Source organism: Thermoflexibacter ruber (assembly GCF_900113045.1).
Taxonomy (GTDB): domain Bacteria; phylum Bacteroidota; class Bacteroidia; order Cytophagales; family Thermoflexibacteraceae; genus Thermoflexibacter; species Thermoflexibacter ruber.
In genome coordinates this window covers 135077-157647 of sequence record NZ_FONY01000005.1, presented here as the reverse complement: position 1 = coordinate 157647, position 22571 = coordinate 135077, and the positions used below count along the sequence as shown (strand labels likewise).

Here is a 22571-nt window from a genome sequence, read left to right as displayed (position 1 = left end):
ATCAATAAACAACAGCATGATGAAACTAATAGAATGTCCACGTGATGCTATGCAAGGCATTAAAGAGTGGATTCCTACGGAACTAAAAGTACAGTATATCAATCAGTTGCTTAAAGTCGGCTTTGATAGTTTAGACTTTGGGAGTTTTGTTTCTGCCAAAGTCATTCCACAAATGCAAGATACCGCAGAGGTGCTTCGTCGTTTAGACCTCTCAATAACAAAAACTAAGCTATTAGCAATCGTAGCGAGCGTGAATGGAGCCAAAAACGCTTGTCAGTTCTCGGAAATTTCCTACTTAGGTTTTCCCTTGTCTGCTTCTGAGACTTTTCAGCTACGAAATACCAATAAAACGATAGCCCAATCTTTTGATTCGCTTAAAGAAATACAAGATTTGTGCTTACAATCAGGGAAAAAATTAGTCGTTTATATTTCTATGGGTTTCGGCAATCCGTATGGCGACCCTTTTGACCAAAGTATAGTAGAAAAGTTTGCTCAACAACTCAGTGAAATTGGGGTACAAATCATCATGCTTTCGGATACTATTGGTGTTTCTGAGCCTAACTTAATTGTAGATTTATTTACCCAACTTAACCCTGCTTTCCCTGAAATAGAATTTGGTGCGCATTTTCACTCCAATCCAAGAACGGCGATGCAAAAAATAGAAGCTGCTTACCAAGCAGGTTGCAGGCGATTTGACGGGGCAGTAGGAGGCTTTGGAGGTTGCCCTATGGCAAAAGATGAACTCACCGGCAATATTGCCACAGAAAAGATGGTTCAGCATTTTTTGCATAAAGGCATAGACTTGCATTTAAGTTTAGATGCTTTGCACAAAGCCATAGAAATTAGTCGGGAGATTTTCATTTATGAAAATGAAGCGATAGTCTAAAAATCCTTTTAGATTTACTTTATCTTTTGTAACTCCTCTCTATATGCTTGATTATGAGGATTCCTCCGTATCAATTCTTCGTAGATTGGGATAAGATTTGCAGTTTGGCGCTTCTTTTTTACTTTTTCTAATTGCTTGATTAAGTCTTCATCATTAGGACATTGTAAGCCTGATTGATAGCCTGTAACGGTAATTTCTCCTTGTCCAGAGAATTGGGTATCTCCAAGAATAAATTTTATAGAAAGTTCAAAACCCTCTTCCTTATTATCTTCACATTTAAGCCAGTGATTTTCTGTGAGTTTTAAAACTCTTTCCACTTCTTCATCAAGTCCTGAGCCTAATTTATTTTTAAAAGTAATGTGTTGCAGTTTCCCTTCACAATCTACTTGGAAGGTAACAATAGCTACACCTACTACACAGCTTTCTCTCGCTTTTCTCGCATATCTTGTTTCCATCCCCCAAAGTTTAAAAAAGGCATCTGCTCCGCCTTGGAATCGCTTATTTAAGTTTTCACGTAAGTTAAGCTGTCGGTTACTTTGTATGTGTAAATTGGTTAAGACCAATAGGATAAAGATGATAAGTTTCATAGAGTAATGAGGTTTTGTGTTTAGCTTCAAAGCTACATCATTCAAAACAAAAAACTTTTCTGACTTATTACTTTTTTATATTGAGGGACTAAAAAACAAAAAATCTCCCTTCACCCCTTTCCCTTTCTCATAGTTTTTAAGCATCTTTGACTAAATAAATTGATTAAAAAAAGAAAGACTATGAAGAAAACGACTCTACTTTTTATTTTATTCTTGTTTTTGGGCATTTCTTGCCTTCATTTGCAGGCACAGAATGCCTATTTTTTCCCCAAAGCGGAAAAGTTAAATCTTGCTATCCCTACGCCTGAGCAGTTTTTGGGCTATGCGATTGGCACGCACCACACTCGGCACGACCGAGTAATTGCCTATATGCAAGAGCTTGACCGTCTCTCAGATAGGATTAGTTCGGAGATTTTTGGGCAGACCTACGAGTATCGCCCTCAAATCTTGCTTACGATTACCTCCCCCGCCAATCACGCTCGCTTGGAGGACATTCGCAAGGCGCACCTGCAAAGGGCTACGCAAAATGTGGCGGACAACGAGCCTTTGGTAATTCACTTGGGTTACAATGTGCATGGAAACGAGCCTTCCAGCACTGAAGCCGCCATGCTTACTGCCTATTATTTAGCCGCTTCCGAAAGCGAAGAAACGCTTAACTGGCTGAGTAACTTGGTGATAACGCTTGACCCTGTGATTAATCCTGACGGCAGAGATAGGCACACGCATTGGGCAAATATGCACAAGGGAACGCCTATGGTGGCTGACCCTTTGGACAGGGAACACAATGAGGTATGGCCTGGAGGCAGAACGAATCACTATTGGTTTGACTTGAATCGGGATTGGTTTTTGGGCGTTCACCCCGAAACCCGCAACCGTATGAAGATGTTTCACAAGTGGAAACCTTACGTCAATACCGACCATCACGAAATGGGGACAAACTCCTCTTTTTACTTTGACCCAGGACTTCCTGCAAGCAACAACCCACTTGTTCCCAAGAATTTGTATGAAAACTTACATATTCGCTTTGCCAAGTATTTTGAAAAAGGCATGAATGACATTGGCTCTATGTATTTCACCAAAGAGGTTTTTGATAAACTTTATCCAGGATACGGTTCAAGTTATGTGAATTTTTACGGGGGCATTGGCTTTTTATTCGAACAAGCAAGTTCAAGAGGACACCTTCAGGAAACTACGACTATTCCACTTACTTTTGCTTTCACTATCCGCAACCAAGTTGCTGCAAGTTTGGCAACGATTCGTGGAAGTATAGGAGAAAGGACGGAACTCATCAAACATCGTAGGGATTTTTACCGTATTTCTTTGGAAAATGCAAGAAAAAGCCCTGTCAAAGGCTATATTTTTGGTGATAGCAAAGACGAAAATCGCACCAATGCCTTTGTAAATATGCTATTAAGCCACGAAATAGAGTGCTACGAGGTAGAAAGTGACCAAAGTATAGAGGGGAAAAAGTTTGAAAAGGGGAAATCCTACATTGTGCCTACCGAACAGCTCAACTACATCATGGTTCAATCTGTTTTTGAGAATGTTACTAAGTTTGCAGATAGCATTTTTTACGATGCTTCTACTTGGACGTTGGTGCATGCTTTTGGCTTGCCTCATGCGGAGTTGAAAACGCCTTTTGCCAAAGGAAAGCAAGTTACAGAAACCAAAGTAAAAGTTCCTGCTAAAGTAGAAAAATCTAACTACGCTTACCTCATAGATTGGACAGATTACTACGCACCCAAAGCCTTGTATCACCTTGTCAATGAGGGAGCTATCGTGCAAACATCTTTCAAACCTTTTAGTACTGCAATCAATGGGAAAGAAAGAAATTTTGGCTATGGAACGCTGGTGATTCCTGTTCAGCAGCAAAAAATTTCTGCGGATTCTCTATTTTCACTTTTACAAAAAGTAAGCAAGGCGGCGATGATTGATGTGTTTTCTGTAAGCACAGGTTATAACCTTTCGGGTATTGACTTGGGTAGCAACAACGTGAGAACGGTGAAAAAACCAGAGGTATTAATCGTAATAGGTGCGGGAATTAATGCCTATGAAGTAGGTGAAGTTTGGCACTTGCTCGACCAAAGGATAGGAATGCCAATTACGAAATTGGAGTTGGTAAATTTAGGGCGAGCTAATCTTTCCAAATACACTACTATTGTCATGGTAGGTGGTGGTTTTGGAGGAGGAGGCTATAATAGCATAGACGAAGGCACAAAAAATCGCTTAAAATCTTGGCTTGCCAGCGGTGGCACGCTCATTACCTTCAAAGGAGCAGCAGAATGGGCTATCAAACAAGGGCTGACCAAAGAAAAACTCAAAGAGGAAAAGAAAGACGAAAAAGACAAAAAAGACCCTAAAATTACCCGCATAGATTTTGACAAAGCTGCACCCACCGAAGGAGCAAAAGGCATCAACGGAGCAATCTTTGAGATAGATTTGGACATTACGCACCCCATAGGTTTTGGTTATACCAACCGCAAACTGCCTATCTATCGCAATGGCGTAACTATGTTAGAACCAAGCACTAATCCTTACAATACGATAGGACAGTACACTGCTAACCCACGCATCAGTGGTTATATTTCTAACGATAATCTAAAGAAATTAGCAAACTCTGCGGCAATATTAGTAAGCGGGGAGGGTGCGGGACGAGTTATTCTTTTCTCAGACAATCCCAATTTCAGAGGTACTTGGTACGGAACGAATAAGCTGTTTCTCAATGCTTTGTTCTTAGGGAGCTTGATAAGTGCGCCCAATGTGGAAGGAGGAGAACATGAGGATTAATTGGTAATGGATAATTACTAATTTTCGTTTTTTTATATCTTTGAACTGTCAGTAGAAGTTAGTTTCTTGCTGGCGGTTTTTTTATTTTTGAATGAATGAAATTTATAAAAATAAATAGGTTTTATCTGGTATTGCCTTTATAAAAATGTAGTGTTAGTAGTCTTTTCACTAAGGTCAGTTAATAGATGAAATTGAGAAACATTTTTGCTGAAATAATCAAAAATTGTACTTCTTTTAGATAAAAACATAATCCCTTGACTTAGATTAATTTTCAACTATTATTTGCCCTTATAGAAGCTCGATTTTTCCAAATCGGATATATCTGATTTAGAAAGTTAGATACCTAAGCAGGAAAGAATGTTTCCTAAATATCAATAAAATTTACATCTATGAGGGTATTTTTAGAAAAATCTTGCACAAATATTTCACAAAACGGGAACTATTTACTACACCTTAATAGTTTTATGAATTGTTAAAGGAATAAATAAAATCGTGAAAAAAGCTATTTCCATACTGCTCCTCATGGTTTACCTTGCTCTCAGTATAGGGGTAAGTGTAAGTAAGCACTTTTGTGGAGGTAGCTTAGCTCATATAAGTCTTTTTTCGTCAGAGAAAAAGCAATGTGCCTGTTCGCTGATGAAAAGCAGTAAGGAAAGCGATTGCTGCGAAGACGAAATAAGTGTAGTCAAGTTAGCAACCGACCAAAACTTGGTAAAGTTAAATACATTTTCTTTTTTAAAGATAATGTATCTACCAACCCTTTCATTTTTTAACTTACATCTTTTCCCGCTTAAAACTCCATTATTTGCTTTAAATCAGCAAATTAGAAATCAATCTTATCCGCCCAAACCTCCACTTTACTTGTTTTTCCGTGTTTTTAGAATTTAGGATTAGGTAATTAAGCAAAATTATACATTCACTATAATCTGGTAGCAGTTCTGCCGGGGGAGAAAGACTGACCGTTTGTAGTGAACTGTAAAAACTAATCATCAAAGTCCCAATTAAGCATAACTAATTTATTATCAAGCTTATGGGTCGTACATAAAGGGTCTTTGATAAATCTATTGGCTACTTATTCACTACAAAGCTATGGTGCTTATGCACTGAATAAAAGACACTTTAATTTGCACAATTACTTATCTCTTAATACAATTCATTTTAAAATTATAAAAACATGAAAACAATCGTTAAATCATTCATATTAGTAACATTGTTAATTTCTTTGTACACATTTTCATCTCAAGCCCAAGAAATAGAGAAGCAGAAAAATAAAACAGATGAAACTACTGCCCAATTCAAAGTTAGTGGAGTATGCGGTATGTGCAAAGAACGAATCGAGGATGCTCTTTACACTACGGGTATTAAGTCGGCTACTTGGGATAGGAAAACACAACTGCTCACGGTAATATACAAACCAAAGAAAATCAATGAGTTAAAAATACATGAGCTGGTCGCTGGCGTTGGGCATGATACAGAAAAAGTCAAAGCCAAAGACGAGGTATATAAAAAACTACCTGATTGTTGTTTGTACCGCGATGGAGTGAGTTCTCACGATAATCGATAAAGCCTATGAAAACAACTTATCTGGCTGTTAAGAACATGGTTTGCGACCGATGTGTGGGTGTGCTTACCAAAGAATTACAGAAAGAAGGCTTTTCAGTGGTAAATGCAAAGTTGGGAGAAATAGAAATAGCTAATCAGATAGGGAAAGAAGCTCTTGAACAAATTAGAAATATATTGAAAATCAATGGTTTTGAATTGGTGGAGGATAGAAAGCAAAAAATAGTGGAGCAAATCAAAACCTTAGTGATTGAGCTGATTCACCGCAACTTGGAGGCAACTCCCTTGTTGGTGAACTATTCTGATTATTTTTCTGAGCAATTAGGCTTCGATTACTCGTACCTAAGTATGCTATTTTCCTCTCATGAAGGAATTACTATAGAAAAGTACATCATTCTACAAAAAATAGAACGCGTCAAAGAATTGCTAACTTATGGAGAACTAACACTTTCTGAGATAGCCTATCAGATGGACTATAGCAGTGTTCAGCACCTTTCTAATCAATTCAAAAAGGTTACAGGGCTAACTCCTTCTGAATACAAACAACAGAAAGATAAGGCTCGCAGAGGTTTAGACAAGGTAGGTACTTAGTTTTTTATACTTTGGTCAGCATAGAAAGAGTGATGTTTCCTTTGTCTGTCTGAATAGTCAAATCTTGGGAAAAATAGTTTTGTTGCTGAGAAATACCTGTAATTTGGTAGCCCTTAGTACTGTATTTTTCCAACTTGTCATACTGTTCTATGATGAAAATATCTTTGGCAGGGTAATAAGCGTATTTAAGGTCGTTTTGTGTGCCTTTAAGAGCAGGAGTACCATAGATAGCATCAAAATTCTTAATGACAGACTTTTTAGGAGTGGCTTTTTGTTCTTTTTTCACAATAAGGGCTAATTCGTGGCAAAGTTCGTTGATTTTGGCTTTGAGGGCATGATTAAACATATCTCCAATCATAATCATGCCCGCTTGCCACTGTCCCAAGCCACCTAACTCGGGGTGGTTAAACTGAACTTGATTCCCTTGTGTATTCTGTAAACCAGAGAAAAGCATAATGACTGCTCCTAAACTCAAGTCGTATTTCATTGCGATTTCTTTCAAATCTTTTCTCATGCTAAATTGTATGTGTTTTATTTACTTCAGAAAATTAATTAGTCCAACAAAAATAAAGTCATTTTTAAATATGCCGTTAGGCATTGCCTATTGGTAGGAAAGATTTTTTGCTACCATTCCAACTCTGTTAGGAGTTGAACACTGCTATTTAACTCCTAACGGATTTGGGTATTTAGCTGGGAATGGATAGCTACCAATATTAAAATCCTAACGGATTTAAAAGAACACCTAATAACGTTGAATTACCTATAAAGAGTGTGTAGATAACATTTACTTGCTTTTTTCAGGTACAAAAAGCACGGCATCTGCAAGGACATTCCCGGCTGATGAACCATTATAGACTTCCAAGTAGCTTTTTCTCCCTTTGGGCAAAGCATATTGTCCTACATTTACCCATTCCCCAGAAGTCTGCCCTTCCACAACCACCTCATTGGTCTTAATCACTATTTCTTTGTATTTTTTTCCTTGATAAAGTCTTAGCACAACTTGGGAACTCAAACCTTGAATTTTAGGTAGGTAAAAATAAACTTGATATGTACCAGCTTTGAGAATATTGGGTATGAAACTTACTGATTTAGGTTTACTTCCTTTACTGTCATCTATGAGCATGGAAAGCCCATAACTTCCATATCGCTTTTCTTTTTTCCATGTGCCTTTGATAAGTATATTTTCTATGTTTTCATTATCAACCAATATTTCTGGCGTACTTCCGTCTGCTAATGGATTGGTTTTTAGGATATTTTGTAATTTTTTTACGTCAATGTGCTGTACGGAAGTTTGGTTATCTATAGCTAATGAAGCGGCAACTGCGGAGGACTGTCCCAACACCATAAAAACAGGCTCCATTCGGATAGAACCAAAAGCAATATGCGTGGCAGACAAACAAACAGGCACTAAGAGATTCTTACATTCGCTTTCTTTGGGAACTAAAGCACGATAGGCTATAGGGTAAGGAGGGAAACCACCTATTTGCACATCTCCCTCATTTTTTACCATACCATTGACTACCAAGCGGCTACAGTTATGCGAATCCATAGTATATGCGGCCATTCCGACAGCCTCAGGGGCTATTTCTTTGCCTTCGCAGTGGTGTTGGGTCATTACATAGTCGCCTACCATGCGTCGCGCTTCTCGGATATAGAGTTGAGGCGACCAGTTCCCATTTTCTACGTACTCATCTTTCGGATAACCATATAGTTTCATTTCTTTTCGCAAATGCTCTGGCATACGAGGGTCATTCCCAATAAAATACAATAGTCCTTTGGTATAATCTTCGTGGGCTTTTATTATTTGTTTTCGTGTTTCGTAGTCCGCCTCAGGATAGTCATAGTTCATACCAATCATGTCTGTAGAAAAACCTCCACAGTTATTGATGTCTGTTTTTTGATTGGGCATAGGAGCGATATGCAGAAGTTGCCAGTTAAGTTCTTTGGGCTGAGTAAGTTCTATTTGTCGCAATAGCAGTTCATACTTACTGGGGTCATAGTTTTCTGGTTGGGTAATAGGAATCTGATTGTTAGGGTTTTTAGATAGGCATATCCGAAAGTTGTAGGCTTGTAATTTTTTATCTCCAGTACCATTAGGTGGTAGAGCTTCGTTGCTGATTCCCCAAATCAAACCACTTTCTCGTTTCCCTTTGATTCTATAAGGGTCAATGCCGTCAGGAAACTGATGCTTGTCTAACATTTGCACGCCGTTATAAGTTTCTCCGTACTGACTGTTTGCTTCTCGACCTACCGTATAGGAAACACCTGCTTTTGCCATCAAATCTCCTTCATAAGTACAATCTATGAACATTTTAGCCTTGACGACTCGCAGTGGACTGACAGCAGGCTTTTCATCATCTTCTAAAATAATCGATTGAATAAAACCTGCCTGTTTATTGACTGCCCGCAATCTTGTTTGATACCACACTTGCACATCTGCCTCTTTGAGATAGTTGAGCAGAATATTTTTCGCAACATGTGGCTCAAAAATCCATTTTTCAAATGTACCATAGTGTTTTCCTATCCTTCTATAAAAATCTCTTGCTAAACCTGTAACTACAAACTTATTCCCTATGTCTGTATGTCCTAAGCCACCTGTGGTCATTCCGCCCAAGTGATTGCTTGGCTCTATGAGTATGACAGATTTGCCTAACTTTTTGGCAGTATAGGCAGTAATAACCCCACTCGCCGTGCCGCCATACACACAAACGTCTGCTTCCACATCTTGTCCTTTGAGTTGATTAGGAATAAGATAGCTAAAAAGTAAAATCAATGGTAGTTTTGCGAGTAGTCTTTTGAGCATCTTATTGTCAATTTTAAATAAAAAAGTTAAGATGAAATCGCGCTTACCAGCCCCATATTCTTGGCGTATTCCAATTATTCTGAAAAGTAGGATTGTTCCAAGGGCTTAAATAAGGATTTCTTCCATTAGAAATATTGACTGCACCATGAATGGAAAAGTTCTCTGTTACTTTGTAAGAAGCTCTTAGTAACATGCCCCAGTTTTTGGCATTAAAATTATTAAGAGCTTGTTGGTGAAGTTGGGTAGTATTGGAATAAATCATTCCACCTACTTGTAACTTTTCATTTACATCATAAGCTAAGCCCAAAGTTAGGAAAGCACTGTTCGCAGAAAAATTTTGCTTCTGATTTTCTAAAGGGGCATCTAATCTAAACTGCTGATTGGCAAAGAGTAAGCCTGCTTGAAAATGCCATTTAGGTCTAAAATTGTAGTTGAGAGTAGGGTTGGCGTAAGTACTAAAAGCAGTTTGCCCATTCCCTAAAAAAGAAAACATCGTTCCTACATTCAAACCTATCTGCATTTTTTTCTGGGTAAAGTTAGGCATTTGTATCTGACAAAAAGCCAAGTGTGAGTGGATAGCACACAAGATAAAAGCTATAAGGAAGTTTCTCTTTACCATAGTATTCAAAAGTCTTAAATTTCTTAAAATTAGCTATACCAAAAATAGTACTTTGACCGAAGAAAGAATATTTTACCAACTTTGTTAGCAAAAATATATAAAATTCTTGAATTATGGGCATATTAATTGTAAAAGATATACGTATTCCTTTTAATTTTATTCTTCAAGATATTATTTTTTTAGCGACAAAAATTAGAAAAATTTTATTTTTAAGTAGAAAAATTATATTTTAACACTTGGCATTATTTTAGCAATAATTTAGAAAAATTACCCTTTTTTGACTATGAAATTTAACGTACCCCCACTCATTTTATTTGTTGTATTTTTTTTATTTTCATTGGGTAGTGTATCTGCCCAAGATGAAATTATCAGCAATGCCAAGGTAGCCATTAAGACAGGCAACTCTAAAGAGTTGATAAAACACTTTCATAATACAGTGGAGTTAAAAATTAGTGCCAATGAAAGTGATGGTGTTATGAGTAACAATTACAGCAAAACGCAAGCTGAGTATGTACTAAAAGGATTTTTCAAAGACAACCCTCCTCAAGACTTTGTTTACGTGCATCAGGGTACCTCCAAAGAAGGTATGAAATATACCATAGGAAAATACACTTACAGAGATAGCACGGGAAAAGCTGTGGGTACTTTTCGTGTTTTTATGAAGTTAAAAATGTATGAAGGTAGCTACTTGATAGATGAAATAGATTTTAGCAAGGAATAAATTTTGATTTTTTTGCTCTACTTCTTATTTTTGGTATCAATGATAATGGTAACGGGACCGTCATTGGTAAGACTTACTTTCATGTCTGCTCCAAATTCACCTGTCTGAATTTTTTTACCTAATTTTTCTTCAAATGCCTTGATAGTTTTTTCATACAGAGGAATAGCCGTTTCTGGTTTGGCAGCCTCTATAAAAGAAGGACGATTTCCTTTTTTGGTACTTGCATGCAAAGTAAATTGACTGATGAGCAGTATATCTCCCTTTACCTCTTGCAAACCTAAGTTCATTTTACCCTCCTCATCACCAAAAATACGCAAATTAATGACTTTGGAAGTAAGCCAGTCTATATCCTCCATGTCATCATCTTGCCCTATGCCCAATAAAATCGCATAACCTATACCAATTTGTCCTTTTACTTGCCCGTCAATTTTTACAGAAGCCTCTGATACTCTTTGGATTACTGCTATCATCTGTTATTATTTTTACTTTTGTAATACAGCGTAGAGCAGTTATCGGGTCTGAGTACCTTTTTTGCGATTTGCTGAATCTGCTCCACAGTAACTGCTTGGATATACTCAGCTTCCTTATTAATCAAATCTGGATTCCCTAATAGAGCATGATAAGCTAAGTTCATCGCTCTGGGCAGTACTTCTATCTCCCCCAAAATTAGCGTAGATTCTACTTGATTTTTCACTTTTTGCAGTTCTGCTTCACTTATTTTTTCATTCACAAGTTCATCTATCACCTCTTGAAGTGCTTTTGCTGCATTTTCTATGCTTACTCCTTCGTGCAATTTTCCCGAAATGCAAAAAAGCCCTTTGTCAATAGAGCCTGTTACAAAAGCACTGGCAGCACTAAACAATTTTTGTTCTTGTACCAATTTTTGATGAAGTCGCGAGGATTTGCTTCGCCCTAACACATCGCTCAGCAAATCTGTGGGAATATAGTCAGGTGAGGTTCTTTCACACATTTGATAAACTTTGTAAATCATAGTAGCAGGTACATTCGCCTCGATTTCTAAAAAGCGAGATTCTCGCTGTTCCTGTTCCTGAGGTAGTTGGCGTTGGGGTACTTCACCAGCAGGAATGGGCGCAAACCACTTTTCAGAAAGTTTTTTGACTTCGTCTAAATTTACGTTACCAGCTATTACCATGATGGCATTGTTGGGCAAGTAGTAGCGATAGAAAAAATCTTTGACATCGTCCATAGTAGCCTGCTCTATGTGAGCAATGTCTTTCCCAATGGTTGCCCATTGGTAAGGGTGTGTTTTATAAGCCAAAGGTCTTAATCTTAACCATATATCTCCATAAGGTTGGTTCAAATATCTTTGCTTAAACTCCTCGATAACCACTTTGCGCTGTACTTCTAAAACCTCTGGCTTGAAAGAGAGCGACATCATGCGGTCAGACTCGAGCCAAAAAGCTGTTTCTAAGTTTTGTGAAGGAAGTGTAATGTAATAGTTAGTGATGTCAGGCGAAGTAAAGGCATTATTCTCTCCGCCTACCCTTTGCAGAGGTTTGTCATACTCAGGAATATTCTTAGAGCCTCCAAACATCAGATGCTCAAACAAATGGGCGAAGCCAGTTTTATCAGGATGCTCATCTCTTGACCCTACATCATAGAGAATATTGACCGCCGCCGTAGCTACGGAGCGGTCTTCATGTACATAAACTTTTAATCCGTTATCTAAAATAAAACTTTGGTATTCAATCATCTGTAATATTCTTTAATCAAGTTTACCTTCTCTTGCTTTTTTCTTTAACTCCTCGTTGGCATAAATGGCTATTTCTACACGCCTATTTCTTTGTTTGTTTTGAGGAGTAGTATTTTCCACTACGGGTTGGGTTTCTCCTAAACCCATAGTTTTTAATCGACTTGGAGCGATACCCAAAGAAGACAGGTAAGCAGAAACGGAATTTGCTCTGCGTTCAGAAAGTTTTTGATTAAACTCATCAGAGCCATCGCTATCTGTATGTCCTGTAATCAAAACTTCTGTGTCTTTGTATTCTTTGAGCGTTTCTGACATTTTTCTCAGATTCTCTCTGACCTGAGGTTTTAGGTCTGCTTTGCCTACATCAAAGAGGATTCCTGAGCCAAGCGTAACTTTGATTCCTTCGCCTTCTCTTTCTACCTTTACCTCATTTTCAGGGTTTCCAGATGGATTGTTTCTTTTCAAATCTTCTTCTAATTTTCTTTTTTGCTTGTCCATGTACCTACCAATAGCTGCCCCACCTACGCCTCCTATTGCGGCTCCTAAGATAGCCCCAGTAGCTGTATTGCCAGACCTGCTACCGATAGCCCCCCCAATGACTGCACCAGCTCCTGCTCCTATCACCGCTCCTTTGCCCGTGTTACTCATTTTACAACTCGGTAAAAAAGACACATTCAAAAATAAAACAAAAGCTAAGAATATACTTATTTTTCTTCTCATATCTTGTTATGTTTAAGTGGATAATAAATTTTACAAATACTTCAGCATATTAGTAAACGTATGATTTTCACTATTTCTTGTTAAGTTCTATTCTAAAATTTGTCTTCAGGTAGCCATGTCAGCAGGTTTTGCACTTCTTCTGCCTTAATTTTTTCCCCAATATCTTCGTAAGCCACAATTAAGTTTCTTAGCACTCGCTTTATGATGTCCAAATTGGAGCAAGGCTCGTAGAACATTGGTCTTGAAGTAATACCCAACTGAAGGATATAGTTATCTATGTCATTTTTTACAAAAGTCAAGCCTTTATTGAATACATTGATATAAAATTGTAATTTTTCTGTTTTGTAAGTGAGGATAAAAATATTGGGTAGATTTACTCCGTAAACAGGAAGTTTGAGTTTTTGTGCAATAAGCATATAGACGATACAAAGCCCGATAGGATTTGATTTTTTACCTTCTAATATATTATTGAGCATAGAGTTAGAAACAGCCTTGATATTAGCAGTATTGGCTTTGAACCTGAACTTGTTGAAAAAAATGTTGTTTAATAATTTTATTTGGTCTAAGGGCATCAAATCCACCTTAAATTCCGCCCAAGTATCATAGTAGAGTTGGTCTATTTGCTTTCTTAGGTCTTCCAGACTCAAATCAGGATACTGATAAGTAGCGACTATCCACATACCTTTGAGCAAATCTTTCTCCTCATATTTAACCCAGTATGCTAAGCGTTCTCTGACAGAATTATAGTTGATGGAATGAAGTAGTTGCTCTATTCGCTTCTGTACTAAGGGGTTAAACTGTCGTAGCCATTCTTCTTCCAGAAATGGTATCACTTGCTCTCCCAAAGTAGCTATTTTTTCTTCTATAATACTAACTACCTCTACATCGTCATCATCAAGGAGGGATACCATTGCTTTAATTTCCTTTTCATTGATTACTGTGTCGTTCATGGTATTTTTTGCAGTCATCTTGTACTATTCTAAGATTGCTACACTTTGCTTTTTCTTGGTTGATAGTTTTTGTAGCATATTTCCTAAAAATATTTTCAGAGGAATAATTAGGATTACAATGATTAGTTTTGTGATAATTTCTATCGTCTGCTCCTCTTGAAAATACGAACTTATTTTGCTATTCAACATGGGAGCTATCTCTTTTTCCTCTGTTTTAGACATTTCTATCGCTTTATCTGCTATTTTGGTAATAGCTTCCTCATCTACTAACTGCACGGCATCAACTGTCCAATCTATGACCAAAAATAGCCCTACTATAAACATAAAAATAATGTTAGTAATAGTCATGCTATTCTTAGACTTTTCTAAGGAAGTCAAGGCTATATTTAGTTCGGTTTCTTTCCTATTTACATTGTCATTAGCCTTGTCCAACCTGCTTTGAAGCCTGTCACTCACCGAAGTCAAAAGCTTTGCCTCGCCTAATAGTTGAGCGTAGCTTTGTGAAAGTTTTTCGTACTCCCCTCTCAGCGTATCGAGAGTCAATTCTTCGGCAGGCTGCGTTAATACGTTTCTGGAATGAGATAAAATCTGCGTTTCTTTTTCAAAAACTTGACTTTTATCAACTTGTTGTGTTTTACTCATAACTTAATAGTTTCTAAATAAGTAAACTCTTTAAATTAACAAAAAAAGCGACTGTAAGTTCCCAATACAGTCGCTCTAAGGCTGAGTGAAGAACTTTATCATGGGTATTAATTTTCAATCACATTCATTACTATTGGAATATCAATAATTTCTTTGAAATCTTCGCCAGACTCTTGCATGTCTTCGTCATCTTCCTCATAAAACCAGTTGATAACTACACTGTTATTATCTATTCTTTCTAAGCGTCTGAAGATTTCAACTAAGCACTTAGACGAACTTGTGTTAAAATATTCTAACTTAATATCAAAAATAGTCTTATCTGACGGACTCTTCACATAATCATCTAACCACTCAAAAAGAGGTCTGTAAAATTCTATTGAATTTTCTGGAATAGAACGACCTGACATTAAGAATTTACCTGTTTTTCGGTCAAAACTTAGTTTTGGTGTTTTAGATGTTTCCTCTAAATAAAAATTTTCCATATTATTATATATATGAATAAATATATTGCTAATTAGCTGATATTCTTACTGTCAAACTAAAAAAAGAATAATGAGGGTCAAACTCTTCAAATTCGTATTCTAATCTATTGCCAGATTTCCTTGCAATATCTATGATGCCTAAACCAGCCCCTCCCTTAGGGGAAACTACACCTATATTCAGTTGCTCACGATATTTCTCTTTTAACTCATCAGCCGTGAGAGAGTTTACTTCATCTATACGTTGCTTAAGCATCATTACATCTTTTGACGCTACATAATTCCCTGTAATAATAGTATAAGTATCATCTAACTTTACTAATAGAAAAGTAATGGCATCGTCTTCATGTAGGCTATTACCATGCACTGCTTCGTAGTGATGATAGATATTTTGCAAAATTTCTACTAATATACTAAAAACTCTTTTTTTGATGGCTGATTTGCTTTCAGTTTCAGCAAGTTTTGTCTGAGCAATAGATAAAAGGCTTGTCAATAAGTCGTTTGATGCCGCACCTTTATACGACATAACTATACTACTTGACTGCATCTGTTTGTAATAAGCCTGTATATCCAAATTATTTAAAAATTGACCTTTTTCTAATATAAACTGTGATGTAAGCAATACAATGTTAGTTATAATTTTGCGAATCTAAGAAAAACTTTGAATCCAACAAATTATTTTAAGTAGCAAATTAACAAATTGTACTTGGAAAAAACATATATGTTTAATTCCAATGCAAAAAAATTGGAATTAAACTATAAAAGCAAATATCGTACACAAAACTTTAATAAGGTTTAAAAGAAAAAGCCTAAAGTAAAAGTAGCTGTTAGCCTTGTATTGTCGGTGATAGCCGTAGGTTCTGCTCCTCTCAGCAGGTAGGGGCGATAACTACTTTGAGAAGTACGGTAAGAAATCGCCCCATCTAAGTAGAACTTGTCTGTACGCTTACCCAGTCCGCCTGTGATAAAGGTCATCTGTCCCTCTGGGGCGGGAATATCCTCTTTGAGTGCGCTGCCGTACATAGCATATCCGCCTCTGATCCTGAATGTACCAAATCTAAACTCTGAACCTAATCTAATATTTACAGTAGAGCGATAAATGAGTTTGATGACTGCATTATCGCTTTCCATATTAAAAACGGGCTGCGGATTAGAGAACCTAACACCAGAGTAATCTACTAATTCCACATCTCCACTGATAAATCCCTGTTTCCCAAGAAAAATAGCTACTCCCCCATTGATTCGCAGTGGGGTGCGCATATTGTACTGCGATTGGAGGAGAATAGTACGTGCATTGAGGTCGCGCAAGGTTACGGGTACTTCCACTCCATTGACAATCTCTATAATAGTGTAGTTATTGTAGCTTACAGATAAGTCCGCATCATAGTTATCATTGACACTGTAAATAGTTGGGGTAATGATACTTGCACCCAATCTGATATAATCTACTGGACGGAAAATCACGCCCAAGGAGGCATTGATACCTATACCACTTTGGGATAGACGTTCTCGCAAACGCAAACCATTCAGAGGACTATTTGCTTGTGGGATTTCTGTATATTCTTTGGTGCGATTGTATCGAATCGTAGGAATGCCTATGCCTGCCCCTATGTAAAGCATGTCTTTGTAGTTAATCGCATAAGAAAGATTCCATTGGTTTTGTGCCCCTGTTTCGGTAATTTTTTCTCTTTGTTCGGTAGGTCGTATTGGCACAAAAGTAACGTATTGATTTTGTGCATTGGTGGGGTCATTAAGGTCTGGTAAGATGAGGCGAGTAGCATACGCCATGCCACTAAGCGTAAAAATGCCATTTCTTACTTCGTCATCAAATTCATTCCAAGTTACGCTTCCTCCTGAACCTGCTAAGAATGAGCTAATAATATTATTTCTGTCATTTAAGCCGCTATAGCTCCATTGGCGATTCAGGTCATTGTTACGAGTAAAAGTAATCGCAAAGGCAGTGCCGCGCAAATCAGCATCACTACCTCTATCTGTCCCCCAAACTACACCTAACTGATTGATACTTAGATTGGTTCTGGAATCAGGTGTACTGTTATTGATGAAACTTGTATTGGCATTGGTCAAATTGATAGATGTACTGACAATCATTTCTGCTCTGCGAATAAATCCTAAACCCGCAGGATTGGTCAAAGCGGCAGTAGGGTCGCCCCCCAAGGCTGTATTCGCTCCTGCAATGCCTTGAAACCTTGCCGAGCCTCCAAACTGCGTATTGGTATATCGGAGGGCATCAAAATAGTAGCCTAATGCGTTGTCTGGATTTTGAGCAAAAGCTAATGAATTAAAAAAAAATACAATTAAAAATGTCCAATATTTAAGTTTCATATACTATCGAGGATTTGGATAATCTAATGAATAAATAATTGTCTGTGCTAACTTATATGTTTTTCTTATTGATATTCAAGAAAAAAATATTCTTTGGCTGTGGTACCGATTTTCTAAATCGAGATAATGGCATTTGACTTGGAAAGTCAGACCTACAAGAGAACGAATATTTATACAAACTCAATTAGAAAAGTACACTATATCAATAGAACGACTTTTGAAAAGGCGATGTTTCAAAAATAACAAAAGTAAACAATTAGCAGATATGACGTAATAGGTCAGACTACTAAAGCACTTCCACTGTACTAAAAAGTTGTTTTTCATATAACTCTACTATTTGCATCGCAGCACTTTCCCATGTTAGTTTCTCTACTTCTTTCTTGCTTGCCTCTGCAAGTAGCTCTCTGATGCCCTCGTAGTGCAAGAGTGCATAAAGATAGTTAGCAAACTTGTTAGCGTCCCAACAGTCGGCTTTGAGTACGTTATGGAGAATTTCAGAAACTCCTGATTGCTTAGAAAGCACCGCAGGCACTTCGTGCTGAGCGGCTTCTAAGGCAGAAAGCCCGAAGGGTTCAGAAACGGAAGGCATAAAATAGACATCTACTCTTTCTAAGAGTTCGTGTACCCTTTTTTTGCTTAAAAAGCCTGTAAAAATAAAAGACTCTCCTAATTTTCTTCTGCTGACTTCGCTCATTAGCCACTGCTGCTGGTCGCCTACCCCTGCAATGACAAAAATAATATTATTATCTTTTTTGAGGAGTTTTTCCGCAGTTTCTAAAAGAAATTCAGGACCTTTTTGGTAAGTGATTCGTCCTAAGAAAAGTATCATTTTTTTGTTAGGCGCAGGTGGCTTTTTGGAATAGCCATAATCACCAAGTTTTTCTGGCTCTTGCAAGATATGAGTGGCTGTATATCGCTCAGGCAGAGGGTCTATGGCATTATGCACGGGAAAAATTTTGTCTGCTTCTATGTAAGGATAATGCTCCAAAATTTGTGCTTTGGTAAAGTAGCTGACGGGAATGATTAGGTCTGCCATGCTCATTCCATCATATTCTATGTGATACACTTTGTTGTGAGGGCTTCTCGCACCTATACCTATGCGGTCAGTTTCCAAAGAATGTATATGCACGACTAAAGGCTTACCTGTTAGTCTTTTTAACTGAATGCCTGCGGGAAAAGTAAGCCAATCATGCGCATGAATTACATCAAACTCTCTTTTGAGGGCTATCTGCGCTACTACTTCCGCAAAGGTATCTACTTTCTCTAAAATATTTGCCCCATAATTTTGTCCTGTATCGTATAGTTCCCTAATCTGTCGGGAGTCCATAGTTTGTTTGACTGTCGTTTCTGACTCTGCTATCTTCTTGATAGTTTTCATCACAGGAATAGGGTACGGGCTAATATCCATAGGCACAAATACTACTTCTGTAATTTCCTCTATATGATATTCCTGTCTTTCTACAGTTACATCTTCGTCAGTCAGTTGATTTAGTCCTATGATATTGATATTGTCTAAAATAAATTGAGGGTCGCTTTGGGGGATAATCAAGGTAAGGTCGACATGGCGGCTAAGAGCCTTTGCAATGCTATAACAAGCCTGCCCCAGCCCTCCTGTCAAAAATGGAGGAAACTCCCAACCTAACATCAACACTTTCAATTTTTTAGATTGCATTTTATAATTTGGTAAAATTAGAGCTTGCTTAGATTGAGAGCAAAATTAAGTGAAATTTTTGTAATTTAAAGACTTTACGTACTTTTGTATAAGCAAAAAATTATACTATGAATCCTTGTACTTTTGTCAAGTCTGTTCCCCAAAAATCAGCATCATTGTATATTTGATGAAGTACTTGATTGACTGCCTGGGTATCCTCCGTAGCAATATTTTTCCATTTTTCTGCAAAATAAGACGCATAGTCATCTTGGATTAGATAAAAATCTGCTCCCCTTTTTCCATAAAATTTGCCATTTTCCTCTTTGACTACTCGCATAAAAAGTAAATACGCTTTGAAACCCTCTGCCATGAGGTGAGGGGCTTTACCAAACTGCTGATAATAACGCAAAATAGTAGGTATGTTCCTCATCTTCATCTTGGAAGTAGCTTGCAGGGTAATGCTGAGTAAGTAGTGTACTATGTGAGGATTACCAAAACGGTCTAATACTTCATAGGCAAACTTTTCTAAATCTGCTTTGGTAGGTTGTAAGTGTTTGAAATCTTGCGCAAGTACAGTAGGAGCTATTTCTTCTAACATGACATTCTTTATAAAATGTTGCATTTCTGCATCTTGCATACATTCATAGACTGTATTAAAGCCTTTCAGGTAGCCTTTGCAAACACTGATAGTATGCGTGCCATTAAGCAGTCTTAGCTTTCTTTCTCTATAATAATCAATATTTTCTGCAATAATTACTCCTTCATCTACTTGGGCAAAAGATAGGACTTCTTTGACTTTCTTGTCGCCTTGTATCGCCCAAAGCCTATAAGGTTCAGTTTGAATGGCTAATGCATCTTGATAGGGAAGTGAATGACTGATTTCAGGAGTAACATTAGTTACAATCCTATCTACCAAAGAATTACAAAAAGAATTTTCTTTTTCTACCCAATTCTTAAATTCTTCTCCTAAGTGGTTAAATTCTATTAGCTGTAAAACAATATTTTTAAGTTTTAAGCCATTGTCAGGGATAAGTTCAGTAGGGATAATAACTAATCCATCTAATTGATTTTTAAACCTTTTATATAATACAGCCGTCAATTTGGCAGGGAAAGAAGTTGGGGGCTTAGCAAAAATACTTTCTTCTACGTATTGAATCCCTACTTCGGTAGTATTAGAAATAACAACTTGCAAATCAATACTTTGAGCAATCATCAAAATATCATTCCAATTGTCGTTAGCTGAGATAACTCTGGAAATAGACTCATTGATTATATTTTCACTCACTACCTGACCGTTTTGTATGCCTCTAATACAAGTAGTAAAAAGCCCATCTTGCTTTTGAAAATCGTCTGTCCCTCCGGAGGTAGATTTGACTATGACAATTTTTCCTTGAAAAATACCAGCTTTGTTTGCCTTATCAATGAAAAAATCAGGTAGCCCTCTTAGCAGGATACCCGTACCGAACTGTAATACTTTTTCAGGCAAATCAGCCTTAGAGCGAATAAGTTGTTGTGAGAGTTGTTGCATATAAAATTGTGATTGGGATTGTGAAAAAATTTGCTTTTAGTTTAAAAATTTATTTTGCATAGTTACTGCTATTCTTCTAATAATCCTTTTGATGATACAATACCAAACCTGCTATGGGTTCTTCTATGATGTTCCTCAGCGCAATACCCTTGTCATTAGCCACCTGACGCAACACGTTGGCATAGTAAAAAGCTACCGAACCTGTAAAATGCACCTTGTACTTTTGGTAGTTTTCAAACTTACTCACTCTACGGTCAAAAAACAAAACAAAACTTTGATACACAGATTCATAACAGTAAGGCTCGGTCAGGTGGTCAAAGAAAAACTTGGAAAAGGAAGCAAAATAACGATTGGGAAAAGGTTTATTGATATTTTCTAATACATTTTCTCTGGTGAGTTGGTATCTTTTGGCAAAAAGTAGAGCTAAATGCTCGGGCATCTCTTGGTTGAGGAAGTCAGTAACGACTTTCTTTCCTAAATAGCCCCCACTTCCCTCGTCCCCCAGCCAAAAACCAAGACTAATAGCAGATTGGATAATATTTTTCCCATCGTAAAGTGCTGCGCCTGAGCCTGTTCCCAAAATACAAGCAATGCCTGCCTCCTGTCCGCACAAGGCTCTTGCCGCTCCTAAAACATCGCTATGGACTTCTATTTTTGCTAAAGGAAAAACCTGTTTCAAACCTGCTTCAACGATTTGACAACGCTCTGGCGTGGCACAGCCCGCTCCATAAAAATAAATTTCGCTTACTTCTTGTGGAGTTTGCAGAGAAGGAAAAAGTTGAGTAAAAAACAAATCATTCAAAATCTGTATGATAGAGGCAGTGTCTTGATAGTAGGGATTCATGCCTACGGATTTAGCTTGTATGGTGTAGCCATTGGGCTGGAGCAGTCGCCAAGAGGTCTTAGTGGAGCCGCTGTCTGCTATGAGTATCATATCTACTGTTTTACGCTTAATTTCAAAATCTCTTCTGCAAACTTAAAAGTTTCTTCCTGAACACTTTGCAAATCTTCAGACTTGATGTAAGAAGCAATGACGTGATTATTGACGTTAGGGAAAGCCACTTTCCGTTTCAGATGGGCAGGAGTACCTAACTGCCCAAACATTTTTTGTATTGCCTTGACGGACACTACTTTGTCCTGATGTTCTTCATCTTTATAATAGTAGCCTACAAAAACAGGTTGCTTGATATTGGTAAAAGTTTCCTCAGTCATAGTAGTACTTACCAAAGATTTGAGAGCTACTAAACCTTCAAGCCTGTATTTTTTAGTCCAATACTGTCCCTCGCCTAATTTTTCTTCTTTCATAGCTCTGGGGTTTGCTCCTATTGCTTTTTCTGCAATTTGCAAGCCCCAAGGTTTATCAAGTAAGGCAGTAAATGGGTCAAAAAAATCAATTAGTGGAGAATAAATTACCAAACCGTAAATATCAGGATTTTGGGAAGCAATATACAAAGCCTGCATACCGCCTGCTGAGGTCGCCATTATAATGACTTTTTCGCCAATTTGCTTGCCTATCGCTACGGCTCTTTTGGCACTTGCCAATAATTTCTCAGCGGTAAGATTTTTAAAAATATCTGCGGTATCTATGCCGTGTTCCTCTAAACGAGCTAAGTACAAGTTACAACCGTATCTTTTGGCAAAATTGATGTGGATAGGTTCTCCTTCTTTTTGGCTTGCCGAGAAGCCATGCAGATACACTACACTATAAGGAGTTTTTTGCTTGGTAGAGTCTGCCCAAACGATGCGTGCTTGGTTGTCAGGTTTGATAGAGGGGTGATGACTTTCCAAGCGATTAACTTCCTCTTCTAAGAGTCCTAAGTCAGCAGGTACATTTGGCAGTACACCATCTAATCGGGGCGAGGTAGGGCGAGGTCCTAAGACATATACGCCAGCCATTAACACCAATGCTACAAAGAATATTTTAAAAAATTTTTTCATTGGCAATAAGGGAATTTGAATCTTAAACAAAAATAAAATTTATTTTCTAATTCTC

Annotated in this window: 22 protein-coding genes; 6 read left to right on the top strand and 16 right to left on the bottom strand. The window is 37.5% G+C overall.

Annotation, left to right across the window (positions count from 1 at the left end; translation table 11 throughout):
* The first annotated feature begins 16 nt into the window (after positions 1–16).
* Positions 17–886 (top strand): hydroxymethylglutaryl-CoA lyase, encoded by an 870-nt coding sequence (locus BM141_RS04355; RefSeq protein WP_317039429.1) that lies wholly within the window; start codon positions 17–19, stop codon positions 884–886.
* 14 nt (positions 887–900) lie between these two features.
* Here the strand turns inward: BM141_RS04355 and BM141_RS04350 are convergent, their stop codons facing one another.
* The gene (locus BM141_RS04350; RefSeq protein WP_091540648.1) at positions 901–1473 is read right to left on the bottom strand and encodes a hypothetical protein; all 573 of its coding nucleotides are present in this window, start codon (positions 1471–1473) and stop codon (positions 901–903) included.
* A gap of 180 nt (positions 1474–1653) precedes the next feature.
* Here BM141_RS04350 and BM141_RS04345 point away from each other — a divergent pair, with 180 nt between their 5' ends.
* The 4 genes from BM141_RS04345 (at position 1654) to BM141_RS04335 (ending at position 6411) form a co-directional block, all read left to right on the top strand.
* Positions 1654–4260 (top strand): M14 metallopeptidase family protein, encoded by a 2607-nt coding sequence (locus BM141_RS04345; protein ID WP_091540645.1) that lies wholly within the window; start codon positions 1654–1656, stop codon positions 4258–4260.
* A 492-nt stretch (positions 4261–4752) separates the two neighbouring features.
* The gene (locus BM141_RS22530; protein ID WP_143090796.1) at positions 4753–5148 is read left to right on the top strand and encodes an HYC_CC_PP family protein; all 396 of its coding nucleotides are present in this window, start codon (positions 4753–4755) and stop codon (positions 5146–5148) included.
* Between the two features lie 286 nt (positions 5149–5434).
* Positions 5435–5824 carry a heavy-metal-associated domain-containing protein gene (locus tag BM141_RS04340; RefSeq protein ID WP_091540642.1) on the top strand — a complete coding sequence of 130 codons (390 nt, stop codon included), beginning with the start codon at positions 5435–5437 and terminating at the stop codon, positions 5822–5824.
* Between the two features lie 5 nt (positions 5825–5829).
* Positions 5830–6411, top strand: coding sequence for a helix-turn-helix domain-containing protein (locus BM141_RS04335; RefSeq protein WP_091540638.1), 582 nt, complete (start codon positions 5830–5832; stop codon positions 6409–6411).
* Between the two features lie 4 nt (positions 6412–6415).
* Here the strand turns inward: BM141_RS04335 and BM141_RS04330 are convergent, their stop codons facing one another.
* The 3 genes from BM141_RS04330 to BM141_RS04320 all read right to left on the bottom strand — a co-directional run bounded on the left by BM141_RS04330 (position 6416) and on the right by BM141_RS04320 (position 9833).
* Positions 6416–6925, bottom strand: coding sequence for a hypothetical protein (locus tag BM141_RS04330; RefSeq protein WP_091540636.1), 510 nt, complete (start codon positions 6923–6925; stop codon positions 6416–6418).
* A 270-nt stretch (positions 6926–7195) separates the two neighbouring features.
* Positions 7196–9214: an FAD-dependent oxidoreductase gene (locus BM141_RS04325; RefSeq protein ID WP_091540633.1), complete on the bottom strand. Its 2019-nt coding sequence runs from the start codon at positions 9212–9214 to the stop codon at positions 7196–7198.
* A gap of 43 nt (positions 9215–9257) precedes the next feature.
* Entirely contained in the window at positions 9258–9833 is a 576-nt protein-coding gene (locus BM141_RS04320; protein WP_091540629.1) for an outer membrane beta-barrel protein, read from the bottom strand.
* 283 nt (positions 9834–10116) lie between these two features.
* On the opposite strand from BM141_RS04320, the gene BM141_RS04315 reads away from it, so the two are divergent.
* Positions 10117–10554 (top strand): DUF4783 domain-containing protein, encoded by a 438-nt coding sequence (locus tag BM141_RS04315; protein ID WP_091540625.1) that lies wholly within the window; start codon positions 10117–10119, stop codon positions 10552–10554.
* A 17-nt stretch (positions 10555–10571) separates the two neighbouring features.
* On the opposite strand, the gene dtd is transcribed toward BM141_RS04315, so the two are convergent.
* The 12 genes from dtd to BM141_RS04255 form a co-directional block, all read right to left on the bottom strand.
* Entirely contained in the window at positions 10572–11024 is a 453-nt protein-coding gene (dtd, locus tag BM141_RS04310) for a D-aminoacyl-tRNA deacylase (protein ID WP_091540622.1), read from the bottom strand.
* Entirely contained in the window at positions 11021–12268 is a 1248-nt protein-coding gene (locus BM141_RS04305) for a M16 family metallopeptidase (protein ID WP_091540618.1), read from the bottom strand. The genes dtd and BM141_RS04305 overlap by 4 nt, the downstream gene beginning before the upstream one ends.
* 12 nt (positions 12269–12280) lie before the next feature.
* Positions 12281–12985, bottom strand: a complete 705-nt coding sequence (locus tag BM141_RS04300; protein ID WP_091540614.1) for a YiaD family glycine zipper/OmpA-like lipoprotein — start codon at positions 12983–12985, stop codon at positions 12281–12283.
* A 92-nt stretch (positions 12986–13077) separates the two neighbouring features.
* Positions 13078–13935 (bottom strand): transglutaminase-like domain-containing protein, encoded by an 858-nt coding sequence (locus BM141_RS04295; protein WP_245763974.1) that lies wholly within the window; start codon positions 13933–13935, stop codon positions 13078–13080.
* Positions 13936–13959: 24 nt separating this feature from the next.
* Positions 13960–14577, bottom strand: coding sequence for a hypothetical protein (locus tag BM141_RS04290; RefSeq protein ID WP_091540611.1), 618 nt, complete (start codon positions 14575–14577; stop codon positions 13960–13962).
* A 107-nt stretch (positions 14578–14684) separates the two neighbouring features.
* Positions 14685–15059 (bottom strand): DUF1987 domain-containing protein, encoded by a 375-nt coding sequence (locus BM141_RS04285; RefSeq protein WP_091540606.1) that lies wholly within the window; start codon positions 15057–15059, stop codon positions 14685–14687.
* A gap of 28 nt (positions 15060–15087) precedes the next feature.
* Complete coding sequence (locus BM141_RS04280) at positions 15088–15630, bottom strand: SiaB family protein kinase (protein WP_262509448.1); 543 nt, start codon at positions 15628–15630, stop codon at positions 15088–15090.
* A 221-nt stretch (positions 15631–15851) separates the two neighbouring features.
* Positions 15852–17399 (bottom strand): OmpP1/FadL family transporter, encoded by a 1548-nt coding sequence (locus BM141_RS04275; protein ID WP_091540599.1) that lies wholly within the window; start codon positions 17397–17399, stop codon positions 15852–15854.
* A 286-nt stretch (positions 17400–17685) separates the two neighbouring features.
* Entirely contained in the window at positions 17686–19071 is a 1386-nt protein-coding gene (locus BM141_RS04270; protein WP_091540595.1) for a glycosyltransferase family 4 protein, read from the bottom strand.
* Between the two features lie 100 nt (positions 19072–19171).
* Entirely contained in the window at positions 19172–20578 is a 1407-nt protein-coding gene (locus tag BM141_RS04265) for a tagaturonate reductase (RefSeq protein ID WP_091540591.1), read from the bottom strand.
* A 76-nt stretch (positions 20579–20654) separates the two neighbouring features.
* Entirely contained in the window at positions 20655–21512 is an 858-nt protein-coding gene (locus tag BM141_RS04260; protein ID WP_091540588.1) for an N-acetylglucosamine kinase, read from the bottom strand.
* Between the two features lie 2 nt (positions 21513–21514).
* The gene (locus BM141_RS04255) at positions 21515–22516 is read right to left on the bottom strand and encodes an alpha/beta hydrolase (RefSeq protein ID WP_091540584.1); all 1002 of its coding nucleotides are present in this window, start codon (positions 22514–22516) and stop codon (positions 21515–21517) included.
* Between the last annotated feature and the right edge of the window lie 55 nt (positions 22517–22571).